The organism is Waddlia chondrophila WSU 86-1044, assembly GCF_000092785.1.
Taxonomy (GTDB): Bacteria; Chlamydiota; Chlamydiia; order Chlamydiales; family Waddliaceae; genus Waddlia; species Waddlia chondrophila.
In genome coordinates, this window is record NC_014225.1 from 1798719 (window position 1) to 1811917 (window position 13199).

Annotated in this window: 12 protein-coding genes and 1 pseudogene; 6 read left to right on the forward strand and 7 right to left on the reverse strand. The window is 40.9% G+C overall.

What is annotated here, in order from left to right; genetic code table 11:
• Positions 1-68 precede the first annotated feature (68 nt).
• Positions 69-1592, forward strand: a complete 1524-nt coding sequence (gene gltX, locus WCW_RS08105; protein ID WP_013182734.1) for a glutamate--tRNA ligase — start codon at positions 69-71, stop codon at positions 1590-1592.
• Here the strand turns inward: gltX and WCW_RS08110 are convergent.
• Positions 1579-3474 carry a Sip1-related alpha-galactosidase gene (locus WCW_RS08110; protein WP_013182735.1) on the reverse strand — a complete coding sequence of 632 codons (1896 nt, stop codon included), beginning with the start codon at positions 3472-3474 and terminating at the stop codon, positions 1579-1581. The genes gltX and WCW_RS08110 overlap by 14 nt on opposite strands.
• A 69-nt stretch (positions 3475-3543) precedes the next feature.
• On the opposite strand from WCW_RS08110, the gene WCW_RS08115 reads away from it, so the two are divergent.
• Together WCW_RS08115 and WCW_RS08120 are read left to right on the forward strand one after the other, a co-directional pair.
• Positions 3544-4182: a DedA family protein gene (locus WCW_RS08115; RefSeq protein WP_013182736.1), complete on the forward strand. Its 639-nt coding sequence runs from the start codon at positions 3544-3546 to the stop codon at positions 4180-4182.
• 42 nt (positions 4183-4224) lie between these two features.
• Positions 4225-4737, forward strand: coding sequence for a CDP-alcohol phosphatidyltransferase family protein (locus WCW_RS08120; RefSeq protein ID WP_013182737.1), 513 nt, complete (start codon positions 4225-4227; stop codon positions 4735-4737).
• Between the two features lie 123 nt (positions 4738-4860).
• On the opposite strand, the gene WCW_RS08125 is transcribed toward WCW_RS08120, so the two are convergent.
• From WCW_RS08125 to WCW_RS08135, 3 genes are all read right to left on the reverse strand, one after another.
• The gene (locus tag WCW_RS08125; RefSeq protein WP_013182738.1) at positions 4861-6114 is read right to left on the reverse strand and encodes an IS256 family transposase; all 1254 of its coding nucleotides are present in this window, start codon (positions 6112-6114) and stop codon (positions 4861-4863) included.
• Positions 6115-6292: 178 nt separating this feature from the next.
• Entirely contained in the window at positions 6293-7525 is a 1233-nt protein-coding gene (locus tag WCW_RS08130) for a DNA cytosine methyltransferase (RefSeq protein ID WP_013182739.1), read from the reverse strand.
• Positions 7509-8249, reverse strand: coding sequence for an Eco47II family restriction endonuclease (locus WCW_RS08135; RefSeq protein WP_013182740.1), 741 nt, complete (start codon positions 8247-8249; stop codon positions 7509-7511). The genes WCW_RS08130 and WCW_RS08135 overlap by 17 nt, the downstream gene beginning before the upstream one ends.
• Positions 8250-8418: 169 nt before the next feature.
• On the opposite strand from WCW_RS08135, the pseudogene WCW_RS08140 reads away from it, so the two are divergent.
• Both WCW_RS08140 and WCW_RS08150 read left to right on the forward strand, forming a co-directional pair.
• A pseudogene (locus WCW_RS08140) lies at positions 8419-9234 on the forward strand (IS256 family transposase); the annotation flags it as partial.
• Positions 9235-9302: 68 nt separating this feature from the next.
• Positions 9303-10432 (forward strand): IS3 family transposase gene (locus WCW_RS08150; RefSeq protein WP_143876344.1). Its coding sequence is split into 2 segments (ribosomal slippage): positions 9303-9561 and positions 9561-10432, totalling 1131 coding nucleotides; the frame shifts between segments, so codons are not numbered across the junction.
• 8 nt (positions 10433-10440) lie between these two features.
• On the opposite strand, the gene WCW_RS08155 is transcribed toward WCW_RS08150, so the two are convergent.
• Positions 10441-10899, reverse strand: coding sequence for a hypothetical protein (locus tag WCW_RS08155; RefSeq protein WP_013182743.1), 459 nt, complete (start codon positions 10897-10899; stop codon positions 10441-10443).
• 14 nt (positions 10900-10913) lie between these two features.
• Positions 10914-11045, reverse strand: a complete 132-nt coding sequence (locus WCW_RS10480; protein ID WP_013182744.1) for a hypothetical protein — start codon at positions 11043-11045, stop codon at positions 10914-10916.
• 91 nt (positions 11046-11136) lie between these two features.
• On the opposite strand from WCW_RS10480, the gene WCW_RS08160 reads away from it, so the two are divergent.
• Complete coding sequence (locus WCW_RS08160; RefSeq protein ID WP_013182745.1) at positions 11137-11517, forward strand: Fur family transcriptional regulator; 381 nt, start codon at positions 11137-11139, stop codon at positions 11515-11517.
• A gap of 35 nt (positions 11518-11552) precedes the next feature.
• Here WCW_RS08160 and WCW_RS08165 read toward each other — a convergent pair whose 3' ends face one another.
• Complete coding sequence (locus WCW_RS08165; RefSeq protein WP_041941597.1) at positions 11553-13109, reverse strand: Npt1/Npt2 family nucleotide transporter; 1557 nt, start codon at positions 13107-13109, stop codon at positions 11553-11555.
• Positions 13110-13199: the final 90 nt, after the last annotated feature.

The following is a 13199-nucleotide window of genomic DNA, read 5'->3' on the forward strand; positions in this document are numbered from 1 at the left end:
TGCCAAAATTCCCATTTTTGCAGTACCATTAATCTATTTTCTAAATCAAATGCAAATCATAAGGTACTATGTCCGTTCGAGTCCGTATTGCTCCTTCTCCAACAGGTGATCCTCATGTAGGTACAGCCTACATTGCCGTTTTCAACTCTATCTTCGCCCGTCATCATAACGGAACATTCATCCTTCGCATTGAAGATACGGACCGCACAAGAAGCAGGCCCGAGTATGAACAAAACATTTACGAAGCTCTAAGCTGGTCCGGTATTGAATGGGATGAAGGCCCAAATATTGGAGGCGCTTATGGCCCTTACCGGCAATCAGAAAGACTTCCCATCTATAAGGAATATGCTGATAAGCTTGTCGAGAAGGGACATGCTTACAAGTGTTTCTGTACAGCTGAAGAGCTAGCAGAAATGCGCCAAGTCCTGGCAAAAAAAGGGGGCCGTCAAGGTTACGACCGCCGTTGCCGCAATTTAAGTCCTGAAGAGATTAAAGAAAAAGAAGCCGCTGGAAAACCCTCTGTAATTAGGCTGAAAGTCCCTCTGAAAGGCGAATGTGTATTTACAGACCGGATCAAAGGACGGATTGCATTCCCCTGGGCAGACATTGATGACCAGGTGCTGATGAAGACAGATGGATTTCCAACGTATCATCTAGCAAATGTTGTCGACGATTATCTCATGAAAATCTCCCATGTGATCCGTGGCGATGAGTGGATCAGCTCCACTCCTAAACACATCCTCCTTTACAAATATTTTGAGTGGGAGGTTCCTGAATTTCTTCACATGCCGCTTCTTCTGGGAGTAGATGGAAAAAAACTCTCTAAGCGAAAAAACCCTACATCGATCTTTTTCTACAGAGACAGCGGATACTTACCCGAAGCTTTTAAGAATTTCCTCACCTTAATGGGATACAGCATGACGGGCGACCGGGAGATCTATCCTTTTGAAGAGATCGTTCAAGAGTTCGACGCTTCGCGCATCGGTGTTTCAGGAGCTGTATTCGATATCAAGAAACTGGACTGGCTGAATCAGCAATATATCATTAACTGCATCCCTCAAGAGAAGCTGTGGGACAGATTAAAAGAATGGCGATTCAACGATGCTTTTATGGAACGCTTAATTCCTCTTTGCTACTCCCGTATTAAAACATTCGGGGATTTCATGGAACTCTTTGATTTCCTATTCATCAACAACCTGGAATACAAAGAGCAAGATTTTACCCAGAAAGGGCTTTCCAAATTACAAGGAGCCTTTATCCTTCAAGGAATGATCTGGGTGTTGGAATCATCAAGCGGATGGTCTGCGCAGGAGATCCAGCAAGCATCTAAAGATGTTGCGGAACGGTTCGGCATCAACCACAAAAAAGGGGTCATGCCGATCCTTTTCACTTCGATCATGGGAAAAATCCAAGGCCCTCCACTCTTCGACTCTGCCGAAATTTTAGGTAAAGACGTCGTTCGTGCGAGATTTTTACGCTCTATAGAATTTTTAGGAGGAATCTCCAATAAGAAAGGGGCAGAGCTAAAAAAAGCCTGGGATAAAGAGAATGCGAAAGAGATCTTTTCCGAAGCGGGCTTCATTCAAAATTGAGGGTGTAAACAGTAGGAATTTCGGACTGACTTTGCCTGGAATCGATCACTAATAATTTTTTTTCCTGATCGTAATCCCAGGGAATGACTTTGCCGTTGCGCCTAATTTCCATCACGCTTTTTTCGGAGTACATCAACATAGGAGATGTCACAATAGAAGAGATATGCATCGATTCCTGTTCGATCGTTATCTCTTGAATGGGTCCGTTGGGAACATAGAAAGCATAGCATCCAATCAATGCCACTCCATTTCGCACTGGAGCGAAAGTGAGAATATCTGCTTCGTTTTGCTTCACAGCAACCGAAAATTCTTCATTTTTTTCAAAAACACCCAAATAGCCATTTGTATGGCTATAGACAGCAAATCGATCGCCAGAAATCCCTTCGATTAAAGAGGCTGAAACATCTTCTTGAAGCGGTTTTTTCTTTCGGGTGAAATTAAATAACGCCAACAGGCCCGACTCCCCTTTAAAAGAAAACGCACAGTATAGCGCATGCGTCGTTAGAGGATTTAAAAAAAAGGAGGAGCTGCACAAAGTCAGCGGATAATCTGCCTGAATCAACCTACCAGAAGGAAGCACGCACTTTTTTAAAAGTTCTATTTTTGTCTTTCCTGGAGGATCTCCGATCACATGAGCTGTCGAAGAAAGAGCATGTAAAATAGCCAATAAATGGCTGTAAGGAAAATCCGTTATCCAGCTACTAAAAAAATTTTGCATCCAACACGCGTTAACAAGCAGGCTGCGGATCATTTTTTTTACTCCTGCAAGCGTTTGCGCTGTTTCTAAGTCATCATCTGTTGCAGCAATTCCTGAGATTAGACTTTCATTATTCAAACACTCGCTATTTAAATGAGAAGCTTCAAAAAACAAGCCGGAAGACGCTTGTATTGCAGATTGAAGATGCGAATAGATCCGCGTCATCAGCCCTGGATTTCCGATGAAGCCGGCAGCATCTACCTGTCTTTTAACCTTAACAAAAGCGATCCCCTCCTCGCTCAATGATTTGTAGTAATCGTGATAGAACTGAAATGTTTTCCCCAAATCATACCCCAAATACCCTTTTTCATTTTCCTTTGTTGATAATTGGTATTTTCCTACCAAAGAATCGGAAATGCCTCCTCCGCATCCAAAAATGGAGTGGGCAACTCCGACGTGATGCACTCCAGCGCGCTGCAATTCCTGCACAAGCCCCGACAACCCCATTGGGAACCTTTCAGCATCTGCTTCAAAGCAAGACAAAACCTTCTTGCCTCCACGTCTCTCAACCCTCTGCCATCCTTCATCGATCAAAACATATCCCGGCTGAATCCCTTCTTGCCTCAAAGCCCAGACAGCTCCAAGAATCTTATCATGGGTTGGAATCCTCCCAAAGCTTGCACCAGACTCCCAGCCCAGCGTTTTCAACCAATGAGGGATAGGCGGTTTTTCTTCTCCAAACTTGCCCGCCCGCAAGGCCTTCTTTACCCCCATCCTTATCGCCAATCCAACAGTTTGATGAAGATCTGAGCCATGCACGCCAATGAGGACGGGAACCGGCTCAGCGCTTACGCCGCGCAAACAAAGCAAGCAGTCCTTTCCATCCCCTTCAAGCGAAGCTGCAACACCTGAGTGCGAAAGGCAACAAAGAACGTTATATCCACTCCTGCATTTTACAATGGTTAGAAAATTGGAAGTGATCTCGTGAAAACAAGTAAAATAATCAAGACATGCTCCTCTGCTTCCATTGCCAATGGAGACAATGGTTAAATTGTCAGCGCTCTCAAGTTTTAAAGGAATGCGCAAACTTCCGGAAAATAAAGGAGACGTCACAATGACCAGCTGCGAGCTGGCCAAATGACGGTCGAGATCAACAACCGTATCAGCTTGAAGAGTTTTCATCATTTCAATCTATCAAAGTTGAAATTTTATTTATATTGAAATTTAACAATTAAACTGTTACAATAGAGCGACATGGAATCGTTAATTCTCTTTGCAACTGAACATGCGGAAGCCGCTCACTGGTTTTTCGCTCTTCTAATCTTATTAGGAGGGCTAAATGTGCCGATCAGTGAAGATGTTGTCATGATCAGCGCCGGTGCTTTAGCAAGTACCCTTTCTCCTGAAATAGCGGCCTATCAATATTCCGCTCTATTCTTTGTCTGCTGGTTCGCTTCCTGGGAAACTTATTGGATAGGCAGGCTGCTTGGGCCCAGGCTGTACGATATCCGCTGGTTCAGCCGGATTTTGACTCCTAAAAAAATTGAGAAGCTGCATCACTACTACGAACGGTTTGGTATTTGGACATTTATCATTGGCCGCTTTATCCCGGGTGGTGTGCGTAATGGATTATTTATGACTGCCGGCCTTGGCAGGATGCCTTTTAAGAAATTCATCACCAGAGATTTGCCTGCTTGCTTTCTCTCCACCCTCTTTCTATTTGCTCTTGGTTATTTCTTTGGGCAGCATTCTCAGGAAGTGATCGCAACTTTTCATGCTTACCACCGCTCAATTCTGTTTTTTATCGCAGCAACCCTTTTCATTTATGCTATATTGCGTTACCTCCGGTCTAAGCAAATCATAATAGATGATTTTTATCGACATTTGCAGTAATATGGAGAGGTAGTTAAAACGTAATGCGCAAAAAAGCTGCTGATGTTGACAGTTCCTAATTTTATTTCTGCTCTACGCTTGCCTTTGGCATTGGTCTTCATTAAACAGGATCTTTTATATCGATCAATCGCCCTGATTTTAGCGATGATTACAGATGGTCTTGATGGATTTTTGGCTCGACGCTATAAGCAATCCAGTGCTTTTGGAACCGTTTTAGATCCCATTATGGATAGATTTTTCGTCTTTTTCCTAATCGGCATCTTTATGAATGAAGGGAGCTTAGGGATATGGGAAGTTAGCACAATGGTTTGCCGAGATTTTGCTGTTTTGCTGTTTGGCTTCTACCTAGTGTTTTCCGGAAAGTTAAGTTCTTACCGTTTTCGAGCAATCTGGTGTGGGAAAGTCACAACGTGTGTTCAATTTTTGGTCTTTTTTGGCTTGACTCTTGGACTTGCCATTCCTTCTATCGTTTACCTTTTATTTATTGTCTTAGGCTGCCTTGCCTTAGTGGAGCTATACCTTAGCAAAGAAAGCCATCCAGAAACTTCCTTTTAAGCGCTCAAAGAACCTATCCGTATATTGCTTTCGGCTCTATTTTTCGATCGCTTCGCAAGTAAAGGAGATATTTTCAAATGTTGTGTTTGGAATCCTTAAACGCACCCTAATTTAAAAATTCTTTTAAGCTACTTTTTCTTTTTCCAGAACCTCTTCTCCATCTTTAAAGACCACTCCGTTGATTACTTTTTCAATCATTTCACAACCTTTGAGTTTTCTCCATTTTTTCTCGGCTGTAGTAGCCAGCTTGAATACCATTGTCAAAGTGGCAGCCACTGAACCGCAGCCTTTGGTTTGCCTTGTCCGGTGTCTTATTGTTGCAAAAGTCGATTCAATCGGGTTAGTTGTCCTGACGTGCTGCCAATGGATCGCCGGAAAATTGTAGAAGGTAAACAGTTGCGCCTTATCCTTCTCAAGACAAGCACAGGCTTTGGGGTATTTGTCTCGGTATGTTTTTAAAAACACCTCAAACGCCGCCAGTCCATCTTCTTTGGTAGGGGCCATATAAATTTCATGAATGGCCTTTTTCGCATTCACTTGAATACTTTTGGGCATTTTATCCAGCACATTGGCCGTCTTATGCACCCAACACCGCTGCTGCTTTGTCTTCGGAAAAACTTCCTCTATTGCCGACCAAAATCCAAGCGCACCATCTCCTATCGCAAGCTCAGGAGCTGTACACAGCCCGCGCCGCTTCAAACTCTCCAATACCTCTGTCCAGGAAATTTTGCTCTCTCTATAACCATTGTGGATCGCCACAAGTTCCTTTTTACCATTAGGAAGAGCGCCAAGAATCACGAGAAAGCAAATTCGGTCATCTCCAAGACGAACATTGAAATAGATCCCATCTACCCAGATGTAAGCGTAGCGCTTTCCTTCAAGAGAGCGCTTGTTCCAGTCTTTGTATTCCTGCTCCCAAGATTGTTTTAAACGAGTGATGTTAGCTGCGGATAATCCTTTCGCATCCTTGCCCATGATCGCTTCAAGTGCATCCTGGAAATTGCTTGTAGAAATCCCCCTGAGGTAAAGAGCTGGAATCACCGCATCAAGAGATGGCACCCTCCTTAGATATTTCGGAAGAATTGCGCTTGAGTACCCTTCAGAGCTCTCTTCTCTGTTTCGAATTCTAGGTTGCTTCACTGATATCGGTCCGATTCCTGTTTGTACTTCTCTTTCAGGGAGGTAGCCGTTGCGGACAAATTGTTTTCTTCCCTCGAAATCCCTCCTGCCTTTCATCGATTCCAGGTATTCATTGACTTCATTTTCAATAGCCTGTTGAAGCAACAGGCGAGCTCCTTCCCTCAATGTTTGTTCCAGCAAGCTGTTCATTTCACTTGTTGCGTGAAATTTATCCAAAGAAATGACATCATTCTTCATGAGCGTATCTCCTATAATTTTTTTTGATTCTAAAATTTCATAGGGTACGCTCTTTTTATCTCAAACACAACTTTTGATCATATCTCTCTGAAGGTTCCGAAATGTTATTTACTCCTTACATTTCTTTCAGGACACGTCCGATAATAATGGTTATGTTAAAAAAACAATAAAATTATTTTTATTCCAGTGAATTTAACAATCTTACTATACTTCTACCTACAGCCCAAGATAGATTCACAGGTACCGCATTACCAATCTGCTTATATTGATTTATCATAGACCCCGAGAATTCCCAATCATCTGGAAATGTTTGGATTCTAGCATACTCTCTAACTGTTAGAGGCCTAGTCTCTTCAGGATGGCATCTTTCAGTCTGTTTTTGGGAAGGAGAACATGTTAAAGTCAAGCTTGGTTCATTCCAAGACAACCTTCTTGCCATTCCTGTTTTTCCACCACCCAAATAAAAACTATTCTGCATATATTCTTTTTGTAATTCTTCGGAAAGATCTTTCCAATATCCCCCTTGAGGAACATGGCTCAAGATTTCCTTTTTTCTTTGTGGATATAATTGTCCGTTTGACGTAGGAACATCTGAATCGTAGAGACTACCCTGTTTTAAAGCGTCCTTTAAAGTTAATACTTTTTTAAAAGGAGAAGGCCATTTGAATTTTGCTTTTTTTACCAAATCATTTCTGACTCCAACAATAAAAAGACGCTCTCTTTTTTGAGGAACTTGATAAAATATAGATTTAAGAACTTTCATATCTAAAATTGTATATCCAATATCTTCAATAACAGATTTTATAACACTAATCGTATTCCCGTTATCGTGATTTAGTAAGCCTCTAACATTTTCACCAAGAAAAACTTTTGGCTTTGTCTCTTTAATAACCCTTGCAAAATCAAAAAAAAGAGTGCCTCTTGCATCTTCAAATCCCTTTTTTTGACCCGCATATGAAAATGCCTGACAAGGAAACCCTCCCGATAAAAAATCTATCCCTTTGAACTGTCGGAAATCAATAGATTTGATATCTCCTTCGATAACATTCCAACTAGGTCTGTTTTTTCTTAAAGTCATACAAGATGATTTATCAATTTCATTTAATGCTTGTGCACAAAGACCGGCCTTTTCTAAACCAAGCGCTAATCCACCAGCTCCAGCAAATAACTCTACCGATAAAAAGTCTCTTTTGGGAACTGTTTTTGTTTCACTTTCCCATGAAGAATCTAACATTAATTTTATAGGCTCAAAACTCTTTAAATCCTTTAGATTATAGACACCATTATCGGAATTACCGACCGATACAATCACACCTTCTTTTTTCCATTTCTTTAAAGTTCTCTTTGAAACAGAAAGAATGTCTGCGAGTAACTCCTCTTTCACTAAAAAATCATCACAAAGAGAACTCATCAAACCCCTCATATTTTTTAAAAGAAAGCATATAAAGACTTTTCAAAATATCATGATCAACAGCTTTAAGCTCTTCCATCACTGTATTGTTTAAACTTCTTTCTTTCACTTCACAAACCACATCATCTAACACAGAAGGCAAAACAGAACATAGATTTTTGAAAGATTGGGGATCATTTGTCACAAGCCCATAAAATTTATCAATCGACATTCTTCTTATTCTTGGATCAGAAAGTATGCTTCCATCATTGGAAATCTTCCATACTATATCTTGACTTTCCTTAGCAATAACTTCAACCAAGTAACAGACCGAATCTGGACACGACAAAATTTTATTTTGCATTCTGATATAGGTGCTTTTTGCCGAAGATGAATTCATGGTGTTGTGTTTGTTTTTCATCTCTACAAACACCTTCTTTTCTTCATTAATTACATCAAACCCTTTTTCGGGAACCTTCCATCCTTGGTGTAGATATTTAAATATATTTTGATGAAAATATCCGATTTGATTCGTATTACTTTTGTCTAGTTGACGGAAAACTTCATCTTCCACCACAGACTCAATTGATCTTTGATATATTTTTGAATCAAATGTTAATTTGATTGGATCTACAAGACTCTTATTAAAAGATTTAAGATCTATATCAAACCTGTAATTTAAAACAGTTTTCTTTACGTGATCATAGAGGTCTGAATCTCTAATAAATCCCAGCCCATACTGCATAGTTGTCTCACCACTAAATATCAATCAGATATGTTTTAGTATAGATGTGTCTCTAAACTTTATCAACAACCTAAAATAACAGAGAGATATGATCAAAAGTTGTGTTTGAGATAAAGAGAGCGTACCCTATGAAATTTTAGAATCAAAAAGATTTATAGGAGATACGCTCATGAAGAATGATGTCATTTCTTTGGATAAATTTCACGCAACAAGTGAAATGAACAGCTTGCTGGAACAAACATTGAGGGAAGGAGCTCGCCTGTTGCTTCAACAGGCTATTGAAAATGAAGTCAATGAATACCTGGAATCGATGAAAGGCAGGAGGGATTTCGAGGGAAGAAAACAATTTGTCCGCAACGGCTACCTCCCTGAAAGAGAAGTACAAACAGGAATCGGACCGATATCAGTGAAGCAACCTAGAATTCGAAACAGAGAAGAGAGCTCTGAAGGGTACTCAAGCGCAATTCTTCCGAAATATCTAAGGAGGGTGCCATCTCTTGATGCGGTGATTCCAGCTCTTTACCTCAGGGGGATTTCTACAAGCAATTTCCAGGATGCACTTGAAGCGATCATGGGCAAGGATGCGAAAGGATTATCCGCAGCTAACATCACTCGTTTAAAACAATCTTGGGAGCAGGAATACAAAGACTGGAACAAGCGCTCTCTTGAAGGAAAGCGCTACGCTTACATCTGGGTAGATGGGATCTATTTCAATGTTCGTCTTGGAGATGACCGAATTTGCTTTCTCGTGATTCTTGGCGCTCTTCCTAATGGTAAAAAGGAACTTGTGGCGATCCACAATGGTTATAGAGAGAGCAAAATTTCCTGGACAGAGGTATTGGAGAGTTTGAAGCGGCGCGGGCTGTGTACAGCTCCTGAGCTTGCGATAGGAGATGGTGCGCTTGGATTTTGGTCGGCAATAGAGGAAGTTTTTCCGAAGACAAAGCAGCAGCGGTGTTGGGTGCATAAAACGGCTGACCTGCTCCCCTGAAATCGGTCCATATAAAATTAGAGGTTTGTGTAAACTATTAACCACAAAAAGGAACACAAGCCATGAAAAAAAGATTTTCGGAAGAACAAATAATAAATGTTCTCAATGAAGTAAAAGCAGGTCTTAAAGTCGAAGAAGCCTGTCGCAAATACGGAATTTCAAATGCTACTTACTACAACTGGAAAGCTAAATTTGACGGTATGGTTGCTTCAGATGCAAAAAAGCTTCGCTCTCTTGAAGCAGAAAACAACAAGCTAAAGCGATTGGTTGCTGAGCAAGCTCTCGACATCGTAGCTTTGAAGGATGTTGTTTCGCGAAAGTGGTAACCCCGCGAGCCAAGAAGGCATGCGTGCAAATTCTTGTAAAACAACACAAGAGAAGTGAGCGGCGCGCATGTCAGCTTGTTGGGGTTCATCGATCGGTTGTACGATACAGCTCAAGAAAACAAGATGAAACCGCTCTTATAACCAAGATAAAACAAATCGCTTACGAGAAACGGCGGTTTGGATATCGTCGCATACATATGATACTCAAACGCGAAGGCGTGAAAGTCAATCATAAAAAGGTGTACCGTATTTACCGTGCCTGTGGATTAAAGGTCCTGAAGAGAGGGGGAAGAAAACGCGCTATTGGCTCAAGAAGAGCTCAAGATAAACCTTTCGCTCGCAATCAACAGTGGGCTCTTGATTTTGTCCATGATGCTCTAGCTAATGGCAGGAGAATCAGGCTCCTGACTGTGATTGATACCTACACCAGAGAATGCCTTCGGATATTTGTGGACACATCTATAAATGGGAGGAAGGTAACAGAGATATTAAGCGAAATTATGGTTGCAAATGGAAAGCCAAAGGTAGTCCTTAGTGATAACGGAACAGAGTTTACCTCGAATACCGTGCTAAAATGGTCGTCTGATCAGGGAATAGATTGGCAATACATAGAGCCAGGGAAACCATATCAAAATGGTAACATAGAGAGTTTTAACGGCAAGCTTCGAGATGAATGTTTGAATGAAAATTGGTTTTTAAATTTATCAGATGCAAGGAGAATTGTCGGAAAGTGGGCTAATGAATACAATTTATATCGTCCACATAGTGCACTTGGAGGACTGACGCCTCACGAGCTGGCTAGCCAGCTCAGTGAGTGTTTGAACTCTAGTGAAAAAATGCTACAGTTAACAGGAACCTCTAGTTGAAACTGGACCTAATTATGGGGCAAGGTCATATAATTGAGATCACCATAATACGAAACTGTTTTTCCTATCCAAGCACCAATAGAAACTCCGATAATAGGCACAAAGACAGTTGCGTGATGGTCAATGTGGCAAACAGTTACTGCTATATTAGCCGCAAGAGAGATGACTGGAGGTAGCTTGACCCCTGTTAGCTGCTCTAACAAGCCGTGAGCACAGGAAGAGGATAAGTGCCCTTGATTGCATAAAGTTCTATCTTGAATATAGCTATAAACTCCAATACAAACACCGGCAAAGAAAAAAGGAACGAATAATTCCAAATTCACATAAGCCGAAAAAATACCAAGAGCTATAGCGCTGATTTTTTCTATAACATTTATTAAAAAATCAAATTTTGTTTTTTCTTGATGATAGCAGCCTTCCACTTTTGTATGAGGATGCGAATGTGAAACACTAGGGGTAAAACTCATTAAAATTTTCCTTTTTATTTGCAATCTTTGCATGCAAAGATCGGACTCAGATCGATTTTATCACCGTTTTCTGCTTTCAGATTTAAGACAAAAACAGCTTGAACAATAAAAAACGCAACAAATAAGATTTTCAGATACGATTTCATGCGATAACTCCTTGAAATTTTTTAGAAACACCGCCATCATAATGCAAATGCAAATTCATTTGCAATAACAACTTATACAAAGGAGACTTAAATGAAACGGATGACGAAGCAAAGAATGGCTATTTTACAGTGTCTTTCAAAGGCAGGAAGACCTTTATGCGTTAAGGAGATTTTGACTTACGCAACTCGTGAAATCCCTCAAATCAATCTATCCACTGTGTATAGAACCATAAAAATCCTTATTAAAGAGGAAAAGATTGATTTGATAGAACTTCCTGGTGAGAAATCTTGTTATGAGATACGTCAAAAAAATCATCACCACTATTTTTTATGTAATAGCTGCGATAAAACCTATTTTATCAACAATTGCCCTAAAGGGCTTTTAGAAATCGTTCCAAGAGGCTTCCATTTACTAGGCCATTCAATTACGTTAAATGGACTTTGCAAAGAGTGTCACTCTAGTTCTTTATAAGGAAATTTTTTGAAATAAATTTTCCTTACAGAGCACTAGGCGACTACCGGCTCTTCTTTAACAAGATCTGAAGCTTTCTCAGGCTCCCCTTGATGCGTCAGTTCCTGAAACTGGCGTCCTAAAGATCTTACGGCACCAATCCAAAAAGCGATCATTGCCATCAAAATGGCTGCTACATAAGGAGCGCTAGTGCTAAGGCTGCCAAACACCATTAACATCCCCTGATGAACAAGCGAGCCTCCAGACTTTCCAAAACGGGATCCGACACCATCAATTGCTGCCTTTCCTTTAAGCTTTACTTCATGGTCTAGCGGAATAAATGACATCTCTTTCGTCGCATCAAACACCGAATATTTAGCAGCTTTGCTCAAACAGTTTTGCAAAGCACCAAACATCACCACAAGCATTGCAGGAGACATGCCCAATGCCGCCAGCCACGCACCGCCTAAATTGTCTCCGAACAATAAAAAGCCAAAGAAGCCAAGGCTCGTGACTAACATAATCGCAGGTGTGATCAATGCGGTGGAGGTCCATCCAAACTTACCAATAATCCTGGGCAAGAAAAGCGCCGTTACGGTCGAAACCATCCCAAATGCGGTGGTCAAATTATTCATAAAACGATAATAGTCAGACGGAGAGGAATAAACTTCTCGAAGTTGATTCTTCCAAACGACTTCAACCATATTAATGACCAAGTTGTAGCCAACAACCATCATCGCAATGCAGACAAGATATCTAGAATTTGAAAGGAAAGAAAAACTCTCTCTGACCGACATCTTTTTCTTTTTCTTAAGCTCGAATCGAGTGAAATGGAGATCGTCGAACTGCGGATCGTCCAAGACTCTTTTATTCATCCAACGAAAGATCAACATAGTGATGATTCCAGTGCAAATAATGACAAAGATAGAGATCATCAATGTCTGTTCAAATGCGTTTGAACCGAAAGGAAGGCTCTCATTATAAACTCCGCCTACTGAAAGCGAGTTTGCAGCCTGTCCTGCAAAAGCGGCAGCGATATTCGAGCCAATAGCCAATACTGCATAAAACCGTTTCGCTTCATGAACTTTGGTAACTTCATTTGCAAATCCCCAAAAAAGCACTGTCAATACAATGCTATTCCACAGTTCAGCTAACACATAAAATAGGGAAAACGTCCAATAGCGGAACATTGAGACCAACCCGGCAAACCCTCGGGGCAAAGCTGCCTGTATAGCGTCTGCTGTTGCGTGCGGATGGAAAAAATCGCTATTGGGATAAATCACGAACGCAAAAAGCGCGTAAAAAGCTAAAAATCCCGAAATCATTAAGTAGAATACGCGTTCCTGACTATAGCGGTTATTCAACTTAGCAAATAGGAGAGTCAACACCACAGCCATCGGGAGAACCGCCCACACTTTAATGAAAGGGAGCACTTCTGCATTAGAAGCTGTCACAACCACAGAATCTTTAATGCAACGCAGGATGCTGGCATTGAAGCAAATGAGAAACATCATGCAAAGCATAGGAAAAATTTTGCGCGTTTCATGAGAACGGATAGGCCAAAGAAATGAGCGTACCGCCCCAAATTCTTGGGTTAATGTCTTGGATTCCAAATGAGTTACAACCTTAATTAAGTATTAGAGAAAACTATTTGTATTTCCCTCTACGTTAAAAGAAAATATAATAGCATAAACTTCTTTTCA

Coding starts and splice junctions, on each gene's coding strand:
- gltX (WP_013182734.1), top strand. CDS start 69: ATGTCCGTTCGAGTCCGTATTGCTCCTTCTCCAACAGGTGATCCTCAT.
- WCW_RS08110 (WP_013182735.1), bottom strand. CDS start 3,474: ATGATGAAAACTCTTCAAGCTGATACGGTTGTTGATCTCGACCGTCAT.
- WCW_RS08115 (WP_013182736.1), top strand. CDS start 3,544: ATGGAATCGTTAATTCTCTTTGCAACTGAACATGCGGAAGCCGCTCAC.
- WCW_RS08120 (WP_013182737.1), top strand. CDS start 4,225: ATGTTGACAGTTCCTAATTTTATTTCTGCTCTACGCTTGCCTTTGGCA.
- WCW_RS08125 (WP_013182738.1), bottom strand. CDS start 6,114: ATGAAGAATGATGTCATTTCTTTGGATAAATTTCACGCAACAAGTGAA.
- WCW_RS08130 (WP_013182739.1), bottom strand. CDS start 7,525: ATGAGTTCTCTTTGTGATGATTTTTTAGTGAAAGAGGAGTTACTCGCA.
- WCW_RS08135 (WP_013182740.1), bottom strand. CDS start 8,249: ATGCAGTATGGGCTGGGATTTATTAGAGATTCAGACCTCTATGATCAC.
- WCW_RS08155 (WP_013182743.1), bottom strand. CDS start 10,899: ATGAGTTTTACCCCTAGTGTTTCACATTCGCATCCTCATACAAAAGTG.
- WCW_RS10480 (WP_013182744.1), bottom strand. CDS start 11,045: ATGAAATCGTATCTGAAAATCTTATTTGTTGCGTTTTTTATTGTTCAA.
- WCW_RS08160 (WP_013182745.1), top strand. CDS start 11,137: ATGAAACGGATGACGAAGCAAAGAATGGCTATTTTACAGTGTCTTTCA.